This window comes from Actinomadura sp. 1N219, assembly GCF_044326405.1.
In the GTDB taxonomy this organism is placed as follows: domain Bacteria; phylum Actinomycetota; class Actinomycetes; order Streptosporangiales; family Streptosporangiaceae; genus Spirillospora.
Genome location: NZ_JBIRAY010000001.1, coordinates 854,260 through 866,611, shown reverse-complemented (window position 1 = coordinate 866,611; position 12,352 = coordinate 854,260). Strand labels below are relative to the sequence as shown.

Sequence of the window (12,352 nt, the reverse complement as noted above, 5' to 3'; positions counted from 1 at the left end):
GGACGATCTGACCGTCGAGGACGGTGTAGCGGACGCGGGCGGCAGGCAGGTCGGCGGCGTCCAGGGCGAACAGGTCCCGGTCGAAGACCACCAGGTCGGCACGGTGCCCTGGGACGACGGTGCCGAGGTCGTGCTCGCGACGCGCCATGTAGGCGCCTTCGTAGGTCGCGCCATGGACGCTCTCGCTGCGGGTGAGCCGCTCGTCGGGGAACAGGCCACCGGGCGGTGTCCCGTCCGGGGTCTGGCGTGTCTCCGCTGCGTGCAGCGTGCCGAGCGGGTCGGGCGGGGCGACCGGGAAGTCGGTGCCCAGGGCCAGCCGGACGCGGGCGGACAGCATGGTCCGGAAGGCGTAGGCGTGCCGCGCCCGGTCCGGGCCCAGGCGGTCGGCGAGGTACCCGATCGCCTTGTGCAGGTGGGCCGGTTGGACGGACGCGATCAGGCCCAGCCGGGCGAGGCGCGGGACGTCGGGCGGCGCGACGACGGTGGCGTGCTCGATGACGAAGCGGTGGTCGGCGGCGCCCCGTCCGGCGAGGGCCGGTTCGAGGGTGTCGAGGACGATCCGGTTCGCCCGGTCGCCGATCGCGTGCACGCACAGCCCGCGGCCGTGCGCCAGGACCGCGTCCGCCGCCTCCCGGAGGCGCGATTCGGGCATCATCTGGAGCCCGGTGTTGTCCGGGTCGTCCTGGTACGGCTCGTCGAAGAGGGCGCCGCGGGCACCGAGGCCGCCGTCGAAGACCAGCCGCAACCGCTGCAGCTCGAAGCGCGGGCCAAAGCGCGGGTCGCGGTGGAACACGTCGCCGACGAATTCGTCCAGGTCGCCCTCGGCGGGCGCCCGGACCATCCCGAAGATCCGCGGCAGCGGCACGCCGTCGTCGAGCAGCGATCGGATGTCGTCGATCCAGGCGAGGTCGTCGATGGCGTCGTGCAGGCCGGTCAGGCCGAGGCTCAGGCAGTGCGCGGCGGCGGCGCGCATCAGCCGCCGACGATCTGCCGCGCCGTGCGCGGGAATCTGCGCGCGGACCAGGTCGGCCGCGGTCTCCAGCAGAACCCCGGTCGGCCGCCCGTCCGTGTCACGCAGGATGCGGCCGCCGGGCGGGTCCGGGGTGCCGGGGCCGATCCCGGCGCGGCGCAGCGCCTCCGCGTTGACCAGGGCGCCGTGGTGGTCGAACCGGTTCAGCAGCACCGGCCGGTCGGGCACCGCCTGGGACAGCAGGTGGTTGTCCTGGACGCCCGCCGGCGTCCAGCCGCGGCCGGTGATCCAGGCGCCGGGGGGCGTGTCGGCGGCGCGGCGCGCGGTCGCGCGGACGACCGCGTCCGGGTCGGGCACCCCGCGCAGGTCCAGGACGTCGAGCGCCTCCCCGAGGCTCAGCAGGTGGGCGTGCGCGTCGATGAACCCGGGCAGGACGGTCCCGCCGCCCGCGTCGATCTCGGTCGCGCCGGGCCCGGCGGCGGCCCGGCAGTCGGCGAGGTCGCCCACGGCGGCGATCCGTCCGGCGGCCACCGCGATCGAGGACGGCGGACGGCCCGGCAGGGCCGCGTTCCGGACGACGAGCGGCCCGGCCATCAGCCCGTGACCCGCCGCCGGATCTCGCCGCCCACCATGACGAGCCGCACCCGGTCCGCGAGTCCGTCCAGGTCGGCGGCGTCGCCGTCGACCAGGACGAGGTCCGCGACCCGGCCGGGCTGGAGCCGGCCGAGGTCGGTGGAGCCGAGCAGGTCGGCCGCCGATCCGGTCGTCGCGTGCAGGACCTGCTCGGGCGTCATGCCGCCGTCCCGCATGAGGGGCAGCTCCTCCAGGTTGGAGCCGAACGGGCCGACGCCCGTGTCGGTGCCCATCGCGATCTTGACGCCCGCGCGCACCGCCCGCGCGAACGACTCCTTGTGCGCCTGGACCGCCTCCGCGGCCTTCGCCACCGCGACCGGGCTGACCCGGACGCCGGTGGCCGCCAGGTCGAGCACGGCCTGCCCGGCGACCAGCGTCGGCACCAGCCAGCAGCCGCGCTCGACCATCATCTCGACGGACTCGTCGTCCAGGTGGATGCCGTGCTCGATGGACCGGGCGCCCGCGGCGACCGCGTTCTTGATGCCGACCGGGGACTGCGCGTGCGCCATGAACGGGCGGCCGGCCGCGCGCGCCGCGTCCGCCAGCGCCTCCAGCTCCGCCGGGACGAACTGCGCGTCGTGCGGATGGTCGCGGGCGGACAGGATGCCTCCGGTCGTGCACACCTTGATGACGTCCGCGCCCGCCCGGACGATCTCGCGGACCTTGCGGCGCATCTCGTCCGGGCCGTCGGCGATGGCGTCCGGACGTCCCGGATGCGCGATGTTGTACGTCATGGTGAGGCCCGAGGGCCGCCGGCCGTCGCCATGCCCGCCGGTCTGGCTGATCATCGTGATCGCGATCTGCATCCGCGGGCCGTCGATCAGCCCGTCCTCGACCGCGCGCTTGATCCCGAGGTCGGCGCCGTTGGCCTCGCGGACGGACGTGATCCCGATGTCCAGCATCCGGGACAGGTTCCGCGCCGCCACGTAGAACTGGTACGAGAACGGGCGCTCCAGCCGCTTGACGAGGTCGAGCCCCGACGAGCACACGTGCACATGGCAGTCGAACAGGCCGGGCAGCACCGTCATGCCGGTCGCGTCGATCCGCTCGTCGGCGGCGCCGTCCAGGCCGGGGCCGACGTCGACGATCCGGCCGTCCTCGACCAGCACGTCGCCCGGCGCGGCGGGCGCCCCGGTGCCGTCGAACACCGTGCCCCCGGCCACTGCGATCCGCGTCATCCGTCCGTCCCTCCGTCGCTTCGCATGCTCGTCGTCCGCGTCATCCGCGCAGGTAGACCGTCGTCGTCCGGGTGTAGAAGTCGCGGGGCGCGCGGCCCTGCTCCTTCGCGCCGAACCCGCTGGCCTTCTCCCCGCCGAACGGGACGTGCAGATCGGCCCCGGCCGAGTTGGAGTTGACGTGCAGGACGCCGACGTCGAACTCGTCGACGGCCCGCAGCGCCGTGCCGAGGTCCCGGGTGAAGATCGCCCCGGACAGGCCGTACTCGCTGTCGTCGGCCAGCGCGAGCGCGTGCTCGGGGCCGTCCGCGCGGACCGCGGCCAGCACCGGGCCGAACACCTCCCGCCGCCACAGCGGCAGGTCGGGGCCGGGCAGCGCGAGCACGCTCGGCGGGACGAAGTATCCCTCCGCGAGCGGCCCCGACGTGTACGGCTCGCCGCCCGCGAGCGCCTTCGCGCCGCCGTCCAGCGCCTCGCCGGTCGCGCGGCCGACGGTGTCGCGGGCGGCGGCGGTGATCAGCGGGCCCATCCGGACGGCCGGGTCGAGCGGGTCGCCGACGTCCAGTCCGTCCACCAGCCGGACGACCTCGGCCAGCAGGTCGTCGGCCACGCGGTCCTCGACGACGAGCCGGGTGTTGGACGTGCAGCGCTGCCCGGACACGCCGAACACGCCCGGCACGATCTGCGCCGCCGCGGCGGCGAGGTCGGCGTCGGCCAGCACGATCGCGGCGTTCTTGCCGCCCATCTCGGCCTGCACCGGCTTGGCCAGGTCGCCGCACCGCCTGATCAGCGCCCGTCCGACCGCGGTGGAGCCGGTGAACGCGACGACGTTCACGCCGGGATGCTCGACGATCCGGGAACCGACGTCCGCGCCGCCGTGCAGCAGGTTGAGCACCCCGGCGGGGAGCCCGGCCTCCGCCAGCGCCTCGGCGAACCGGATCGCGAGCAGCGGCACCACCTCGGCGGGCTTCCACACGACCGCGTTCCCGTAGGTCAGCGCGGGCGCGATCTTCCAGGCCGGGATCGCGATCGGGAAGTTGAACGGGGTGATCACCCCGGCCACCCCGACCGGCTTGTGCACCACCATGATCCGCTCACCGGCGCGCGGCGAGTCGAACAGCTCGCCCGTCGGGCGGTCGGCCTCGGACGCGGCGTAGTCGCAGATGTCGGCGGCGCGGCGGACCTCGCCGACGCCCTCGGCGAGCGTCTTGCCCTCCTCCAGCGACAGCTCCCGGCCCCACTCGTCGGCGTGCGCGCGGATGTGCGCGGCCGCGCGGACCAGGACCGCGGCGCGCTCCCGGAACGGGGTCGCCGCCCAGCCCGGCGCGGCCCCGCTCGCCGCCGCCACGGCCGCGTCGACCTGCGCTTCGGCGGCGGCACGGCCCTTCGCGAGGACGGTGTCCGGCGCGGCCGGGTTGACGTCCACGAGCTCGGCGCCCGTCCCCTCCCGGAACCCTCCGTCGATGTAGTGGACGATCTCCTTCACCGCTGCTCCCTTCCCTCGTTCGCCGCCAGCACGTCCTCGTCCAGCCGGACGAGGACGGGCCCGCGCCGCCGCACGGCGCGCTCCATCGCCGCGGGGACGTCGGCCAGCCGTTCCGGCGCCTCGACTCCGGCGCCCATCGCGGCGGCCAGGCCGGAGAAGTCCGGCGGCGCGGGCGTGACGGCCACCGGCTCGATGCCGCGCGCGATCATGTCGTCGCGGATCTGGCCGAGCGCCTCGTTGTTCCACAGCACGACGACGAGCGGCAGGCCCAGCTCGGCGGCGGTGACGATCTCCTGCGCGGTGTAGAGGAGGCCGCCGTCGCCCACGATCGCGACGGCGGGCGCGTCCGGGTCGGCGACGGCGGCGCCGGCCGCGGCGGGGACGGCGTAGCCGAGCGTCCCGAACCCCGACGGGTGCAGCCAGCGGCGCGGGGCGCGCATCGGCACGACCTGCGTCCCGGTGTAGGCGAGCTGCGTCATGTCGCTGTAGACGCGGGCGTTCTCCGGGATTCCGGCGAAGACGGCGTCCAGGACGCGCGTGTGCCACCCCCGGTACGGCGGCGCCGCCGCTGCCGCGAGCGCCCGCAGCTCACGGACGTCGGCCTCCGCCCCGGAGTCCTCTCTCGCGGGGAGCTGTTCGAGGAGCCGGTCGAGCGCCCATGCCGCGTCGGCTCGCAGGCACAGCGCGTCCGGGTAGTCGCCGGGCAGGTGCGTCGGATCGACGTCGATCCGGACTAGGCGACCCTTCAGCGGCAGGACGTCCACGGTGATGTCGGTGGACGCCAGCTCCGTGCCGACCGCGAGCACGACGTCGCGGTCGGCGAGCCATTCCCGCACCGCGACCCGCTTGAGCGACTGCCCGGCGCAGAGCGGGTCGTCGTCCGGGACGATCCCCTTGCCCGCCACGGTCGTCAGCACGGGCGCGGAAAGCCGCCGGACCAGGCTCCTGACCTGCGCGCTCGCGCCCGCCGCCCCGCCGCCCACGAGCACCGCCGGACGTTCGGCCCCGGCGAGCAGCCGCGCGGCCTCGGCCAGCGCATCCTCGGACGGCGCCTCGACGTCGGGCCGGACGGGCGGCAGCGGCTGCCAGCCGTCCCCGACCTCCTCGGCCAGCACGTCGATCGGGACTTCGAGGTACACCGGACGGGGACGCCCCGACGTCAGCGCGCCCCAGGCACGGGCGAGCAGTTCGGGCAGCTCGTCCACCGAACCGGCGTGCAGCGCGAGCCCGGTGATCGGCTCGGCGATCAGCCGCTGGTCCTTGCACTCGTGCAGATGCCCGCGGCCGCGTCCCAGTGTGTGCGACGCAGTGACGCTGGCCAGCACGAACATCGGCACCGAGTCGGCGTACGCCTGCCCGATCCCGGTGGCGGCGTTGGTCAGGCCGGGCCCGCTGATCACGCAGCACACGGCGGGGCGTCCGGTCGCGCGGGCGTAGCCGTCCGCCATGAACGCCGCGCCCTGCTCGTGCCGGGGCAGCACGATCCTGAACCCCTGCTCGGCGAGCCCGCGGAAGTACTCCAGCGTGTGGACGCCCGGAATGCCGAACAGGGTGTCGGCGCCGTAGTGCCGGAGGGTGGCCGTGACGGCCGCGCCGGTCCGCATTTCTTCTGCTCCTCGTGTTCCGGCTCAGTGCAGCCTGGTGGTGAAGTCGCGGATCCGGCCCTCGCTCGCGTCGATCTCGGACGCGGCGATGTCCTCGGCGATGACCCCGTCCGCCATCATCACGACGCGGTGCGCGGCCCGCCGGACGAAGCCCATCTCGTGCGAGGCGACCACCATCGTCATGCCGTCGGACGCGAGCTCCTCCATCACGTCCAGCACCTCGCTCGTCGTCTCCGGGTCCAGCGCGCTGGTGGGCTCGTCGAACAGCATCACCTCGGGCCGCATCGCCAGGGCGCGGGCGATGGCGCCGCGCTGCTGCTGGCCGCCCGACAGCTTGCGCGGGTAAGCGCCCGCCTTGTCCGACAGGCCGACGCGTTCGAGCAGCTCCGTGCCGCGCTCGCGCGCCTCCGCCGGCGAAAGGCCGAGCACCCGCATGGGCGCCTCGACGACGTTCTGCATCAGCGTCATGTGCCAGAACAGGTTGAAGTTCTGGAACACCATGCCGATGCCCCGGCGCGCGGACGCGATCTGGTCCTCCCGCTCGGGGACCAGGCCGTCGCCGTCACCCTTCCGGTAGCCGATCAGGCGGCCGTTCACCGTGATACGGCCCTTCTGGATCGACTCCAGATGGTTGATGGACCGCAGGAACGTGCTCTTGCCCGACCCGGACGTCCCGATCAGGCACACGACCTCGCCGCGGTGCACGGTCAGGTCCAGCCCTTTCAGGACGTGCAGCTTGCCGTACCACTTGTGCACGCCGCTCGCCTCGATGACGACCTCGTCCGACACGGCGCGGCCCGTCTCCTCCGCCATCACGCGGCCTCCTTCTGCGGCCCGGCGCTCCCGAGGAGGTCCCGGCGGACGCGGTCGAGCAGGCCGCCCGAGGAGGCGTCGGCCTCGTGCCGGTTCAGCCGCGACTCGATCAGCGACTGGATGAACGTCCACACCGTGGTGAGGATCAGGTAGTTGATCGCGAGCCCGATGAACAGCTCGAACACCCGGAAGGTCTCGGCCGCGTAGGTCTGCGTCGTGAGCAGCAGTTCCGGGACGCCGAGCACGCTCGCCAGCGACGTCGCCTTCAGCATGATCGTGAACTGGTTGCCCATCGGCGGCACGACCACCCGCATCGCCTGCGGCAGGATGACCCGGCGGAGCGTCGGGATCCGCTTCAGGCCGAGCGCCTTGGCCGCCTCCACCTGCCCGTGGTCGACGGCCATGATCCCGCTGCGGAAGATCTCGCCCATGTAGGCGCCCTCGCGGATCGTGAAGCCGATGATGGCGGCCTGCATCGCGGCCGGCAGCGTCATCCCGGCGACGGTCAGGTCGCTGAACTTGAAGATCCCCGCGGCCGCGACCCCGGTGTAGAGCAGGATGAGGATGACCAGCTCGGGGATGCTGCGCAGCAGCCACACGTAGATCCCGGCCAGGAACCGGATCGGCGCGATCTTGGACAGCCGGGCCAGCGCCACCAGCATGCCGAGGATGACGCCGAAGAACATCGACACCACGGCCATGAAGATGGTGCGCTGCAGGCCGACCCCGTAGTGCGGGCTCAGCGCGAAGATGTGGTCGACGAGGAACTGCCAGTCGAAGTTCATGGAGTCTTCCCCGCCGGCAGGCACGCGACGGGCTTGGACGTCTCCGCCGCGTCGAGCGTCTCCTTGTCCAGGCCGTACCGGTGGAAGATGTCGCGGTACTCACCGCTTCCCCGGACGGCGGTCATCGCCTGCTCCATCGCGGTGTACAGATCGCGGTTGTTCTTCGCGATCATGAAGCCCATCTTGCCGCCGGCCTTCACGTCCGACAGGCACGGCTGCCCGGCGAGCTCCAGCCGTCCCGGGGCCTTGCGCAGGTAGTAGGACCCGGCCGAGTACGTCGTCGCGGCGGCGTCCACGGTGCCGGCCGCGACCTGCTGGAACAACTCGCTCGTCCCGGCCAGGGGGACGATGTTGATCTGCTTGCCGCCGCTCCCGGCGAGCTGCTTGTTCATGTCCTCCAGCAGGCCGTGCGCGACGCTGCCGTCCGGCGCCGCGATCTTCTTCCCGGCCAGCGACGAGAAGTCGCTGATCTTCTTCGGGTTGCCCGCGCCCACGACGAGCTGCGTCGCGGCGATCGAGTACGGCAGCTGCCACGCCGTCTTGTCCCGCTCCGGGACGATCTTGAGCTGGCTGACGATCATGTCGCAGTGCCCGCCGAGCAGGGACGCGACGAGCCCGTCCACCCGGACCTGCACCCATTTCGGCTTGAGGCCGAGGGTGGCGGCGAGCGCCTGGCCGAGCTCGACCTCGCTGCCGACCTGCTTGCCGTCCTGCGTGAACGAGCGCGGCGGGTTGGTGAAGGTGGAGCAGAACGTGATGGTCCCCGGCTGCGCGAACTTCGGCGGGGCCTTGACCTTGCCCGCCGTCCGCTGCCCTGGAGCGGTCTCGGCGGGCTTGACCCCGGCGTCGGAGGTCTCCGAGGCGCCGCCGCAGGCGGCGGCGGTGAGTATCGCGGACGTGAAGATGACGGCCGCACCCAGTCGACGAGTACGCATCCCGGCCTCCAAGGCTCGTTCGTGCAGGCTGTGCAAGTTGTGCGAGTTGTGCAGGTTGAAGCTGCGAAAGTGAGCGCGGTCTCCGGGCCCGTCCGGGGTCAGGAGAACGCGGCGACGCCCGTGAGCGCCTTGCCGATGACCAGGCTGTGCACCTCGCTGGTGCCTTCGTAGGTGAGCACCGATTCCAGGTTGTTGGCGTGCCTCAGCACCGGGTATTCGAGGGTGATGCCGTTGGCCCCGAGGATCGTCCGGCACTCGCGCGCGATCGCCAGCGCCTCCCGGACGTTGTTGAGCTTGCCGAGGCTGACCTGCTCCGAGGTGATCGCGCCGGACTCCTTGAGCCGCCCGAGCCGGATCGCCAGAAGCATGCCTTTGCCCAGCTCAAGCGCCATGTTCGCGAGCTTCTGCTGGGTCAGCTGGAAACCCGCGAGCGGACGGTCGAACACCGTCCGCTCCCGCGCGTAGGCGATCGTCGTCTCCAGGCAGTCGAGGGCAGCGCCGAGCGCGCCGAAGACGATCCCGAACCGCGCCTCGTTGAGGCAGCCCAGCGGTCCGGACAGGCCGCGGGCGCCGGGCAGCATCGCGTCGGCGGGCAGGCGCACGTCCTCCAGGACGAGCTCGCTCGTCACGCTGGCGCGCAGGGACAGCTTCTCCGCGACGTCGCGTGCGCTGAACCCGGGCGTCCCGGCCGGGACGAGGAACCCGCGGACGCCGTCGTCCGTCCGGGCCCACACGACGGCGACGTCGGCGACCGCGCCGTTCGTGATCCACAGCTTGGTGCCGTTCAGCACCCAGTCGCCGCCGTCGCGCCTGGCCGTGGCGCGCATCCCGCCCGGGTTGGAGCCGAAGTCGGGCTCGGTGAGGCCGAAGCAGCCGATCCGCTCGCCCGCCGCCATCGCGGGGAGCCATTCGTCCTTCTGCTCGTCCGAGCCGTAGGCCCAGATCGCGTACATGGCCAGCGAGCCCTGCACCGACACCAGGCTGCGCAGCCCCGAGTCCACCGCCTCCAGCTCGAAGCAGGCCAGGCCGTACGCGACGGCGCCCGCGCCGGCGCAGCCGTGGCCCTTCAGGTGCATGCCGAGCAGGCCGAGGCCGCCCAGCTTCCGGGCCAGCTCGGACGCGGGCAGCTCGCCGGATCGATACCACTCCGCGATGTGCGGTCGCAGCTCTTTGGCGCCGAACGCGCGGACCGTGTCGCGGATCGCCCGCTCCTCCTCGGTCAGCAAATCGTCCACGCCGAACAGCTCCAGCGGACGAACCGCTTGGCCGGTCATTCCAGGCCCCTCCTCAACGAAAGCTCGGGGCACTACCGAAGCACAGAATCTATTTTGGATCCAGTATTGATTCTCCAATAAACACTGGTTAGAGTCCCGGCGGTACGTCCATGTGCGGAGATCGCTAGGAGGGCCGACCGGATGCAGAGCAGCGGCTTGTGGGGTCGGGACGGGCGCGGGCGCGGCGGCACGGCCTCCGGCGCGCGGGCATGACCGAAGCCCTGCGCGACCTGGTCGTCGTCGACTTCAGCCGCGTCCTCGCCGGGCCGTACGCGACGATGCTGCTCGCCGACTTCGGCGCCGAGGTGATCAAGATCGAGCGGCCCGGCGGCGGTGATGACACCCGGTCCTGGGGACCGCCGTTCGCGGACGGCGAGAGCACCTACTTCCTCGGGGTCAACCGCAACAAGCGCTCCATCGCCCTCGACCTGTCCGACCCCGCCGACGCCGCCACCGCCCGCGCGCTCGCCGCCCGCGCCGACGCGGTGGTGGAGAACTTCCGTCCCGGGACGATGGAGCGGCACGGCCTCGGCCACGAGGAGCTGCGCGCGGCCAACCCCGGGCTCGTCTACTGCTCGATCACCGGGTTCGGCGCGGACGGCGGCGCGGACCTGCCCGGCTACGACCTGATCGTGCAGGCCGTCGGCGGGCTGATGAGCGTGACCGGCGATCCGGACGGCGAGGGGATGAAGGTCGGCGTCGCGCTCGTCGACGTGATCACCGGCCTGCACGCCGCGCTCGGCGTGCTGGCCGCGCTGCGGCACCGGGACGCCACCGGCGAGGGCCAGCGGGTGGAGGTCTCGCTGCTGTCGTCGCTGCTGTCCGGGCTGGTCAACCACGCCTCGGCGTACGTCGCTGCCGGCGTCGTGCCGGCCGCGATGGGCAACGAGCACCCCAGCATCGCGCCGTACGAGCTGTTCGAGACCGCGGACCGGCCGCTGGTCATCGCGGCCGGCAACGACCGCCAGTTCCGCTCGCTCTGCGCGGCGCTCGGCCGTCCGGACCTCGCCGCCGACGAGCGGTTCGCCACCAACAGCACCCGGGTGGCGAACCGCCGCCCCCTGAAATGCGAGCTCACGACCACACTCGCCGAGCGCACGGCGGACCAGTGGTTCGCCGCCCTCACCGCGGCGGAGGTCCCGTGCGGACCGATCAACGACGTCGCCGGCGCCTTCGACCTCGCCGCCCGCCTGGGCCTGTCCCCCCGCGTCGCCCTGCGGGACCCGCGCCGGCCGCACCCGGTGGGGCAGGTGGCCAACCCGATCCGGCTGAGCGCCACACCGCCCCGGTACCGCACCGCGCCACCGCGCCTGGACGAGGACGCCGCCGCCGTCCGCGCCCGGATCGCCGGAGAACGCGGCCGAGATGTGGAATCCTTGACACAAGATCCAAAACCCGGAGGGGGGTGACCCGGATGACCGCGGGAAAGCGGCCCCGGCGCCCGCCGACGGCCCAGCAGTTCGTCCTCGAGGAGATCAGGCGCGCCATCACCAGCGGCGAGCTGCGGCCGGGCGACCCGATCCGCCAGGACGCGCTGGCCGAGGAACTCGGCGTCAGCCGCGTCCCGCTGCGCGAGGCGCTCAAGATCCTTGAGGGCGAGGGCCTGGTCACCTACCAGGTGCACCGCGGCTACGGCGTCGTCTCCCTCTCCATGGAGGACCTGCGCGAGGTCTACCGGATCAGGGAGATCCTGGAGGCCGAGGCCGTCCGCCGCGCCGTCGACAAGGTCACCGGCGCCGACGTGGACCGGCTCGAGGAGATCCAGCGCGAGGTCGAGCGCGCCAGCGAGGCCGGCGACGTCGCCGAGATGGCCGCCGCGAACCGGCTGCTCCATTTCACGCTGTTCGAGTTTTCGGGGATGCCGCGTCTCGTCCGGCACATCCGCCTGCTGTGGGAGGCGACCGACGCCTACCGCTCGCTGTACTACAGCGACCACGAGAACCGCGAGCGGGTGAACCACGAGCACCGCGCCATGCTCGCCGCCCTGCACGCCCGCGACGCCGGCAAGGCCATCGCGTCCCTGGACGAGCACCGCGCCCACGCCGTCTCGGCCCTGGAACTGGTCTTCGCCGAAGAAGCGGCCGCCACCCCGAACCCGGTGACCTAACGCCGGTACGCGCTCACGCCGACAGGTACTCGGCCGTCGACTGCCTGGATGACCGGCTCGGCGCCCTCCGGGCCGGAGGCTCCGTACAGTTCGATCAATTGCAGGTCGTCGGCCATTGCCGCGGCCACCTCGCCGGCGGCGGCCTCGTCGGGAACCGCCACGAAGGTCGTCCTGCCGCCGTCGGCCCTCTCGTGAGTCACCACGTCGCCCGAGGGGTCGGCGCCTTCGTGCACGATGATGAACGCCTCGGACAGGACGTCCCCGGCCTCGAAACGCGACTTGTACGAGGCGACGCCGGTGAGCGACTCGAAGCCGTAGTAGATGGCCCCGACGGGCACCTTTCCACCGGCCGCCCGTCCGGCTGCGGCGTGCCACACCGCACCGAACGCGCCGCAGATCTCGATCTGGGTCACCCCTTCGCCGACCAGCCGGGTGACCAGCTCGACCATCTCCTCCTGCTTGCCGACAGCCCGCACGCGCGTGCGTCCGCCGCCGTTCTGGACGGTCATCACGTCGGTCCAGGGGTCGGCGCCGGTCTCCTCATAGATGATCACTTTGTCTTCGCTCATG

Annotated in this window: 10 protein-coding genes and 1 pseudogene; 2 read left to right on the top strand and 9 right to left on the bottom strand. The window is 72.9% G+C overall.

The genetic code is table 11. The annotated features are described in order from the left end of the window. Nucleotides 1–10 precede the first annotated feature (10 nt). From ACH35V_RS03910 to ACH35V_RS03875, 8 genes and pseudogenes are all read right to left on the bottom strand, one after another. Nucleotides 11–1,564: pseudogene (locus ACH35V_RS03910) on the bottom strand (amidohydrolase); the annotation flags it as partial. After that, complete coding sequence (locus tag ACH35V_RS03905) at nt 1,564–2,781, bottom strand: amidohydrolase family protein (RefSeq protein WP_395970120.1); 1,218 nt, start codon at nt 2,779–2,781, stop codon at nt 1,564–1,566. The gene ACH35V_RS03905 and the pseudogene ACH35V_RS03910, both read right to left, overlap by 1 nt. Before the next feature lie 40 nt (nt 2,782–2,821). Then, nucleotides 2,822–4,264 carry an aldehyde dehydrogenase family protein gene (locus ACH35V_RS03900; protein WP_395970119.1) on the bottom strand — a complete coding sequence of 481 codons (1,443 nt, stop codon included), beginning with the start codon at nt 4,262–4,264 and terminating at the stop codon, nt 2,822–2,824. After that, entirely contained in the window at nt 4,261–5,868 is a 1,608-nt protein-coding gene (locus ACH35V_RS03895; protein ID WP_395970118.1) for a 5-guanidino-2-oxopentanoate decarboxylase, read from the bottom strand. The genes ACH35V_RS03900 and ACH35V_RS03895 overlap by 4 nt, the downstream gene beginning before the upstream one ends. A 24-nt stretch (nt 5,869–5,892) precedes the next feature. After that, a complete protein-coding gene (locus tag ACH35V_RS03890; protein WP_395970117.1) occupies nt 5,893–6,681 on the bottom strand; it encodes an amino acid ABC transporter ATP-binding protein in 789 nt (262 codons plus the stop codon). Further along, the gene (locus ACH35V_RS03885; protein ID WP_395970116.1) at nt 6,681–7,466 is read right to left on the bottom strand and encodes an amino acid ABC transporter permease; all 786 of its coding nucleotides are present in this window, start codon (nt 7,464–7,466) and stop codon (nt 6,681–6,683) included. The genes ACH35V_RS03890 and ACH35V_RS03885 overlap by 1 nt, the downstream gene beginning before the upstream one ends. Continuing rightward, nucleotides 7,463–8,401, bottom strand: a complete 939-nt coding sequence (locus ACH35V_RS03880; RefSeq protein WP_395970115.1) for a transporter substrate-binding domain-containing protein — start codon at nt 8,399–8,401, stop codon at nt 7,463–7,465. The genes ACH35V_RS03885 and ACH35V_RS03880 overlap by 4 nt, the downstream gene beginning before the upstream one ends. A 98-nt stretch (nt 8,402–8,499) precedes the next feature. Beyond that, the gene (locus ACH35V_RS03875) at nt 8,500–9,675 is read right to left on the bottom strand and encodes an acyl-CoA dehydrogenase family protein (RefSeq protein WP_395970114.1); all 1,176 of its coding nucleotides are present in this window, start codon (nt 9,673–9,675) and stop codon (nt 8,500–8,502) included. A 209-nt stretch (nt 9,676–9,884) separates the two neighbouring features. Here ACH35V_RS03875 and ACH35V_RS03870 point away from each other — a divergent pair, with 209 nt between their 5' ends. Together ACH35V_RS03870 and ACH35V_RS03865 are read left to right on the top strand one after the other, a co-directional pair. Next, entirely contained in the window at nt 9,885–11,084 is a 1,200-nt protein-coding gene (locus tag ACH35V_RS03870) for a CaiB/BaiF CoA transferase family protein (RefSeq protein ID WP_395970113.1), read from the top strand. A 5-nt stretch (nt 11,085–11,089) separates the two neighbouring features. Next, nucleotides 11,090–11,782: a GntR family transcriptional regulator gene (locus ACH35V_RS03865; protein WP_395970112.1), complete on the top strand. Its 693-nt coding sequence runs from the start codon at nt 11,090–11,092 to the stop codon at nt 11,780–11,782. Here ACH35V_RS03865 and ACH35V_RS03860 read toward each other — a convergent pair. Beyond that, entirely contained in the window at nt 11,779–12,351 is a 573-nt protein-coding gene (locus ACH35V_RS03860; protein WP_395970111.1) for a DUF6506 family protein, read from the bottom strand. The two genes, ACH35V_RS03865 and ACH35V_RS03860, sit on opposite strands and share 4 nt — an antisense overlap. Nucleotide 12,352 lies beyond the last annotated feature (1 nt).

Bases quoted from the DNA above. Each gene is read 5' to 3' on its own strand.
- ACH35V_RS03905 (WP_395970120.1), bottom strand. From the start codon at position 2,781: ATGACGCGGATCGCAGTGGCCGGGGGCACGGTGTTCGACGGCACCGGG.
- ACH35V_RS03895 (WP_395970118.1), bottom strand. From the start codon at position 5,868: ATGCGGACCGGCGCGGCCGTCACGGCCACCCTCCGGCACTACGGCGCC.
- ACH35V_RS03890 (WP_395970117.1), bottom strand. From the start codon at position 6,681: ATGGCGGAGGAGACGGGCCGCGCCGTGTCGGACGAGGTCGTCATCGAG.
- ACH35V_RS03885 (WP_395970116.1), bottom strand. From the start codon at position 7,466: ATGAACTTCGACTGGCAGTTCCTCGTCGACCACATCTTCGCGCTGAGC.
- ACH35V_RS03880 (WP_395970115.1), bottom strand. From the start codon at position 8,401: ATGCGTACTCGTCGACTGGGTGCGGCCGTCATCTTCACGTCCGCGATA.
- ACH35V_RS03875 (WP_395970114.1), bottom strand. From the start codon at position 9,675: ATGACCGGCCAAGCGGTTCGTCCGCTGGAGCTGTTCGGCGTGGACGAT.
- ACH35V_RS03870 (WP_395970113.1), top strand. From the start codon at position 9,885: ATGACCGAAGCCCTGCGCGACCTGGTCGTCGTCGACTTCAGCCGCGTC.
- ACH35V_RS03865 (WP_395970112.1), top strand. From the start codon at position 11,090: ATGACCGCGGGAAAGCGGCCCCGGCGCCCGCCGACGGCCCAGCAGTTC.
- ACH35V_RS03860 (WP_395970111.1), bottom strand. From the start codon at position 12,351: ATGAGCGAAGACAAAGTGATCATCTATGAGGAGACCGGCGCCGACCCC.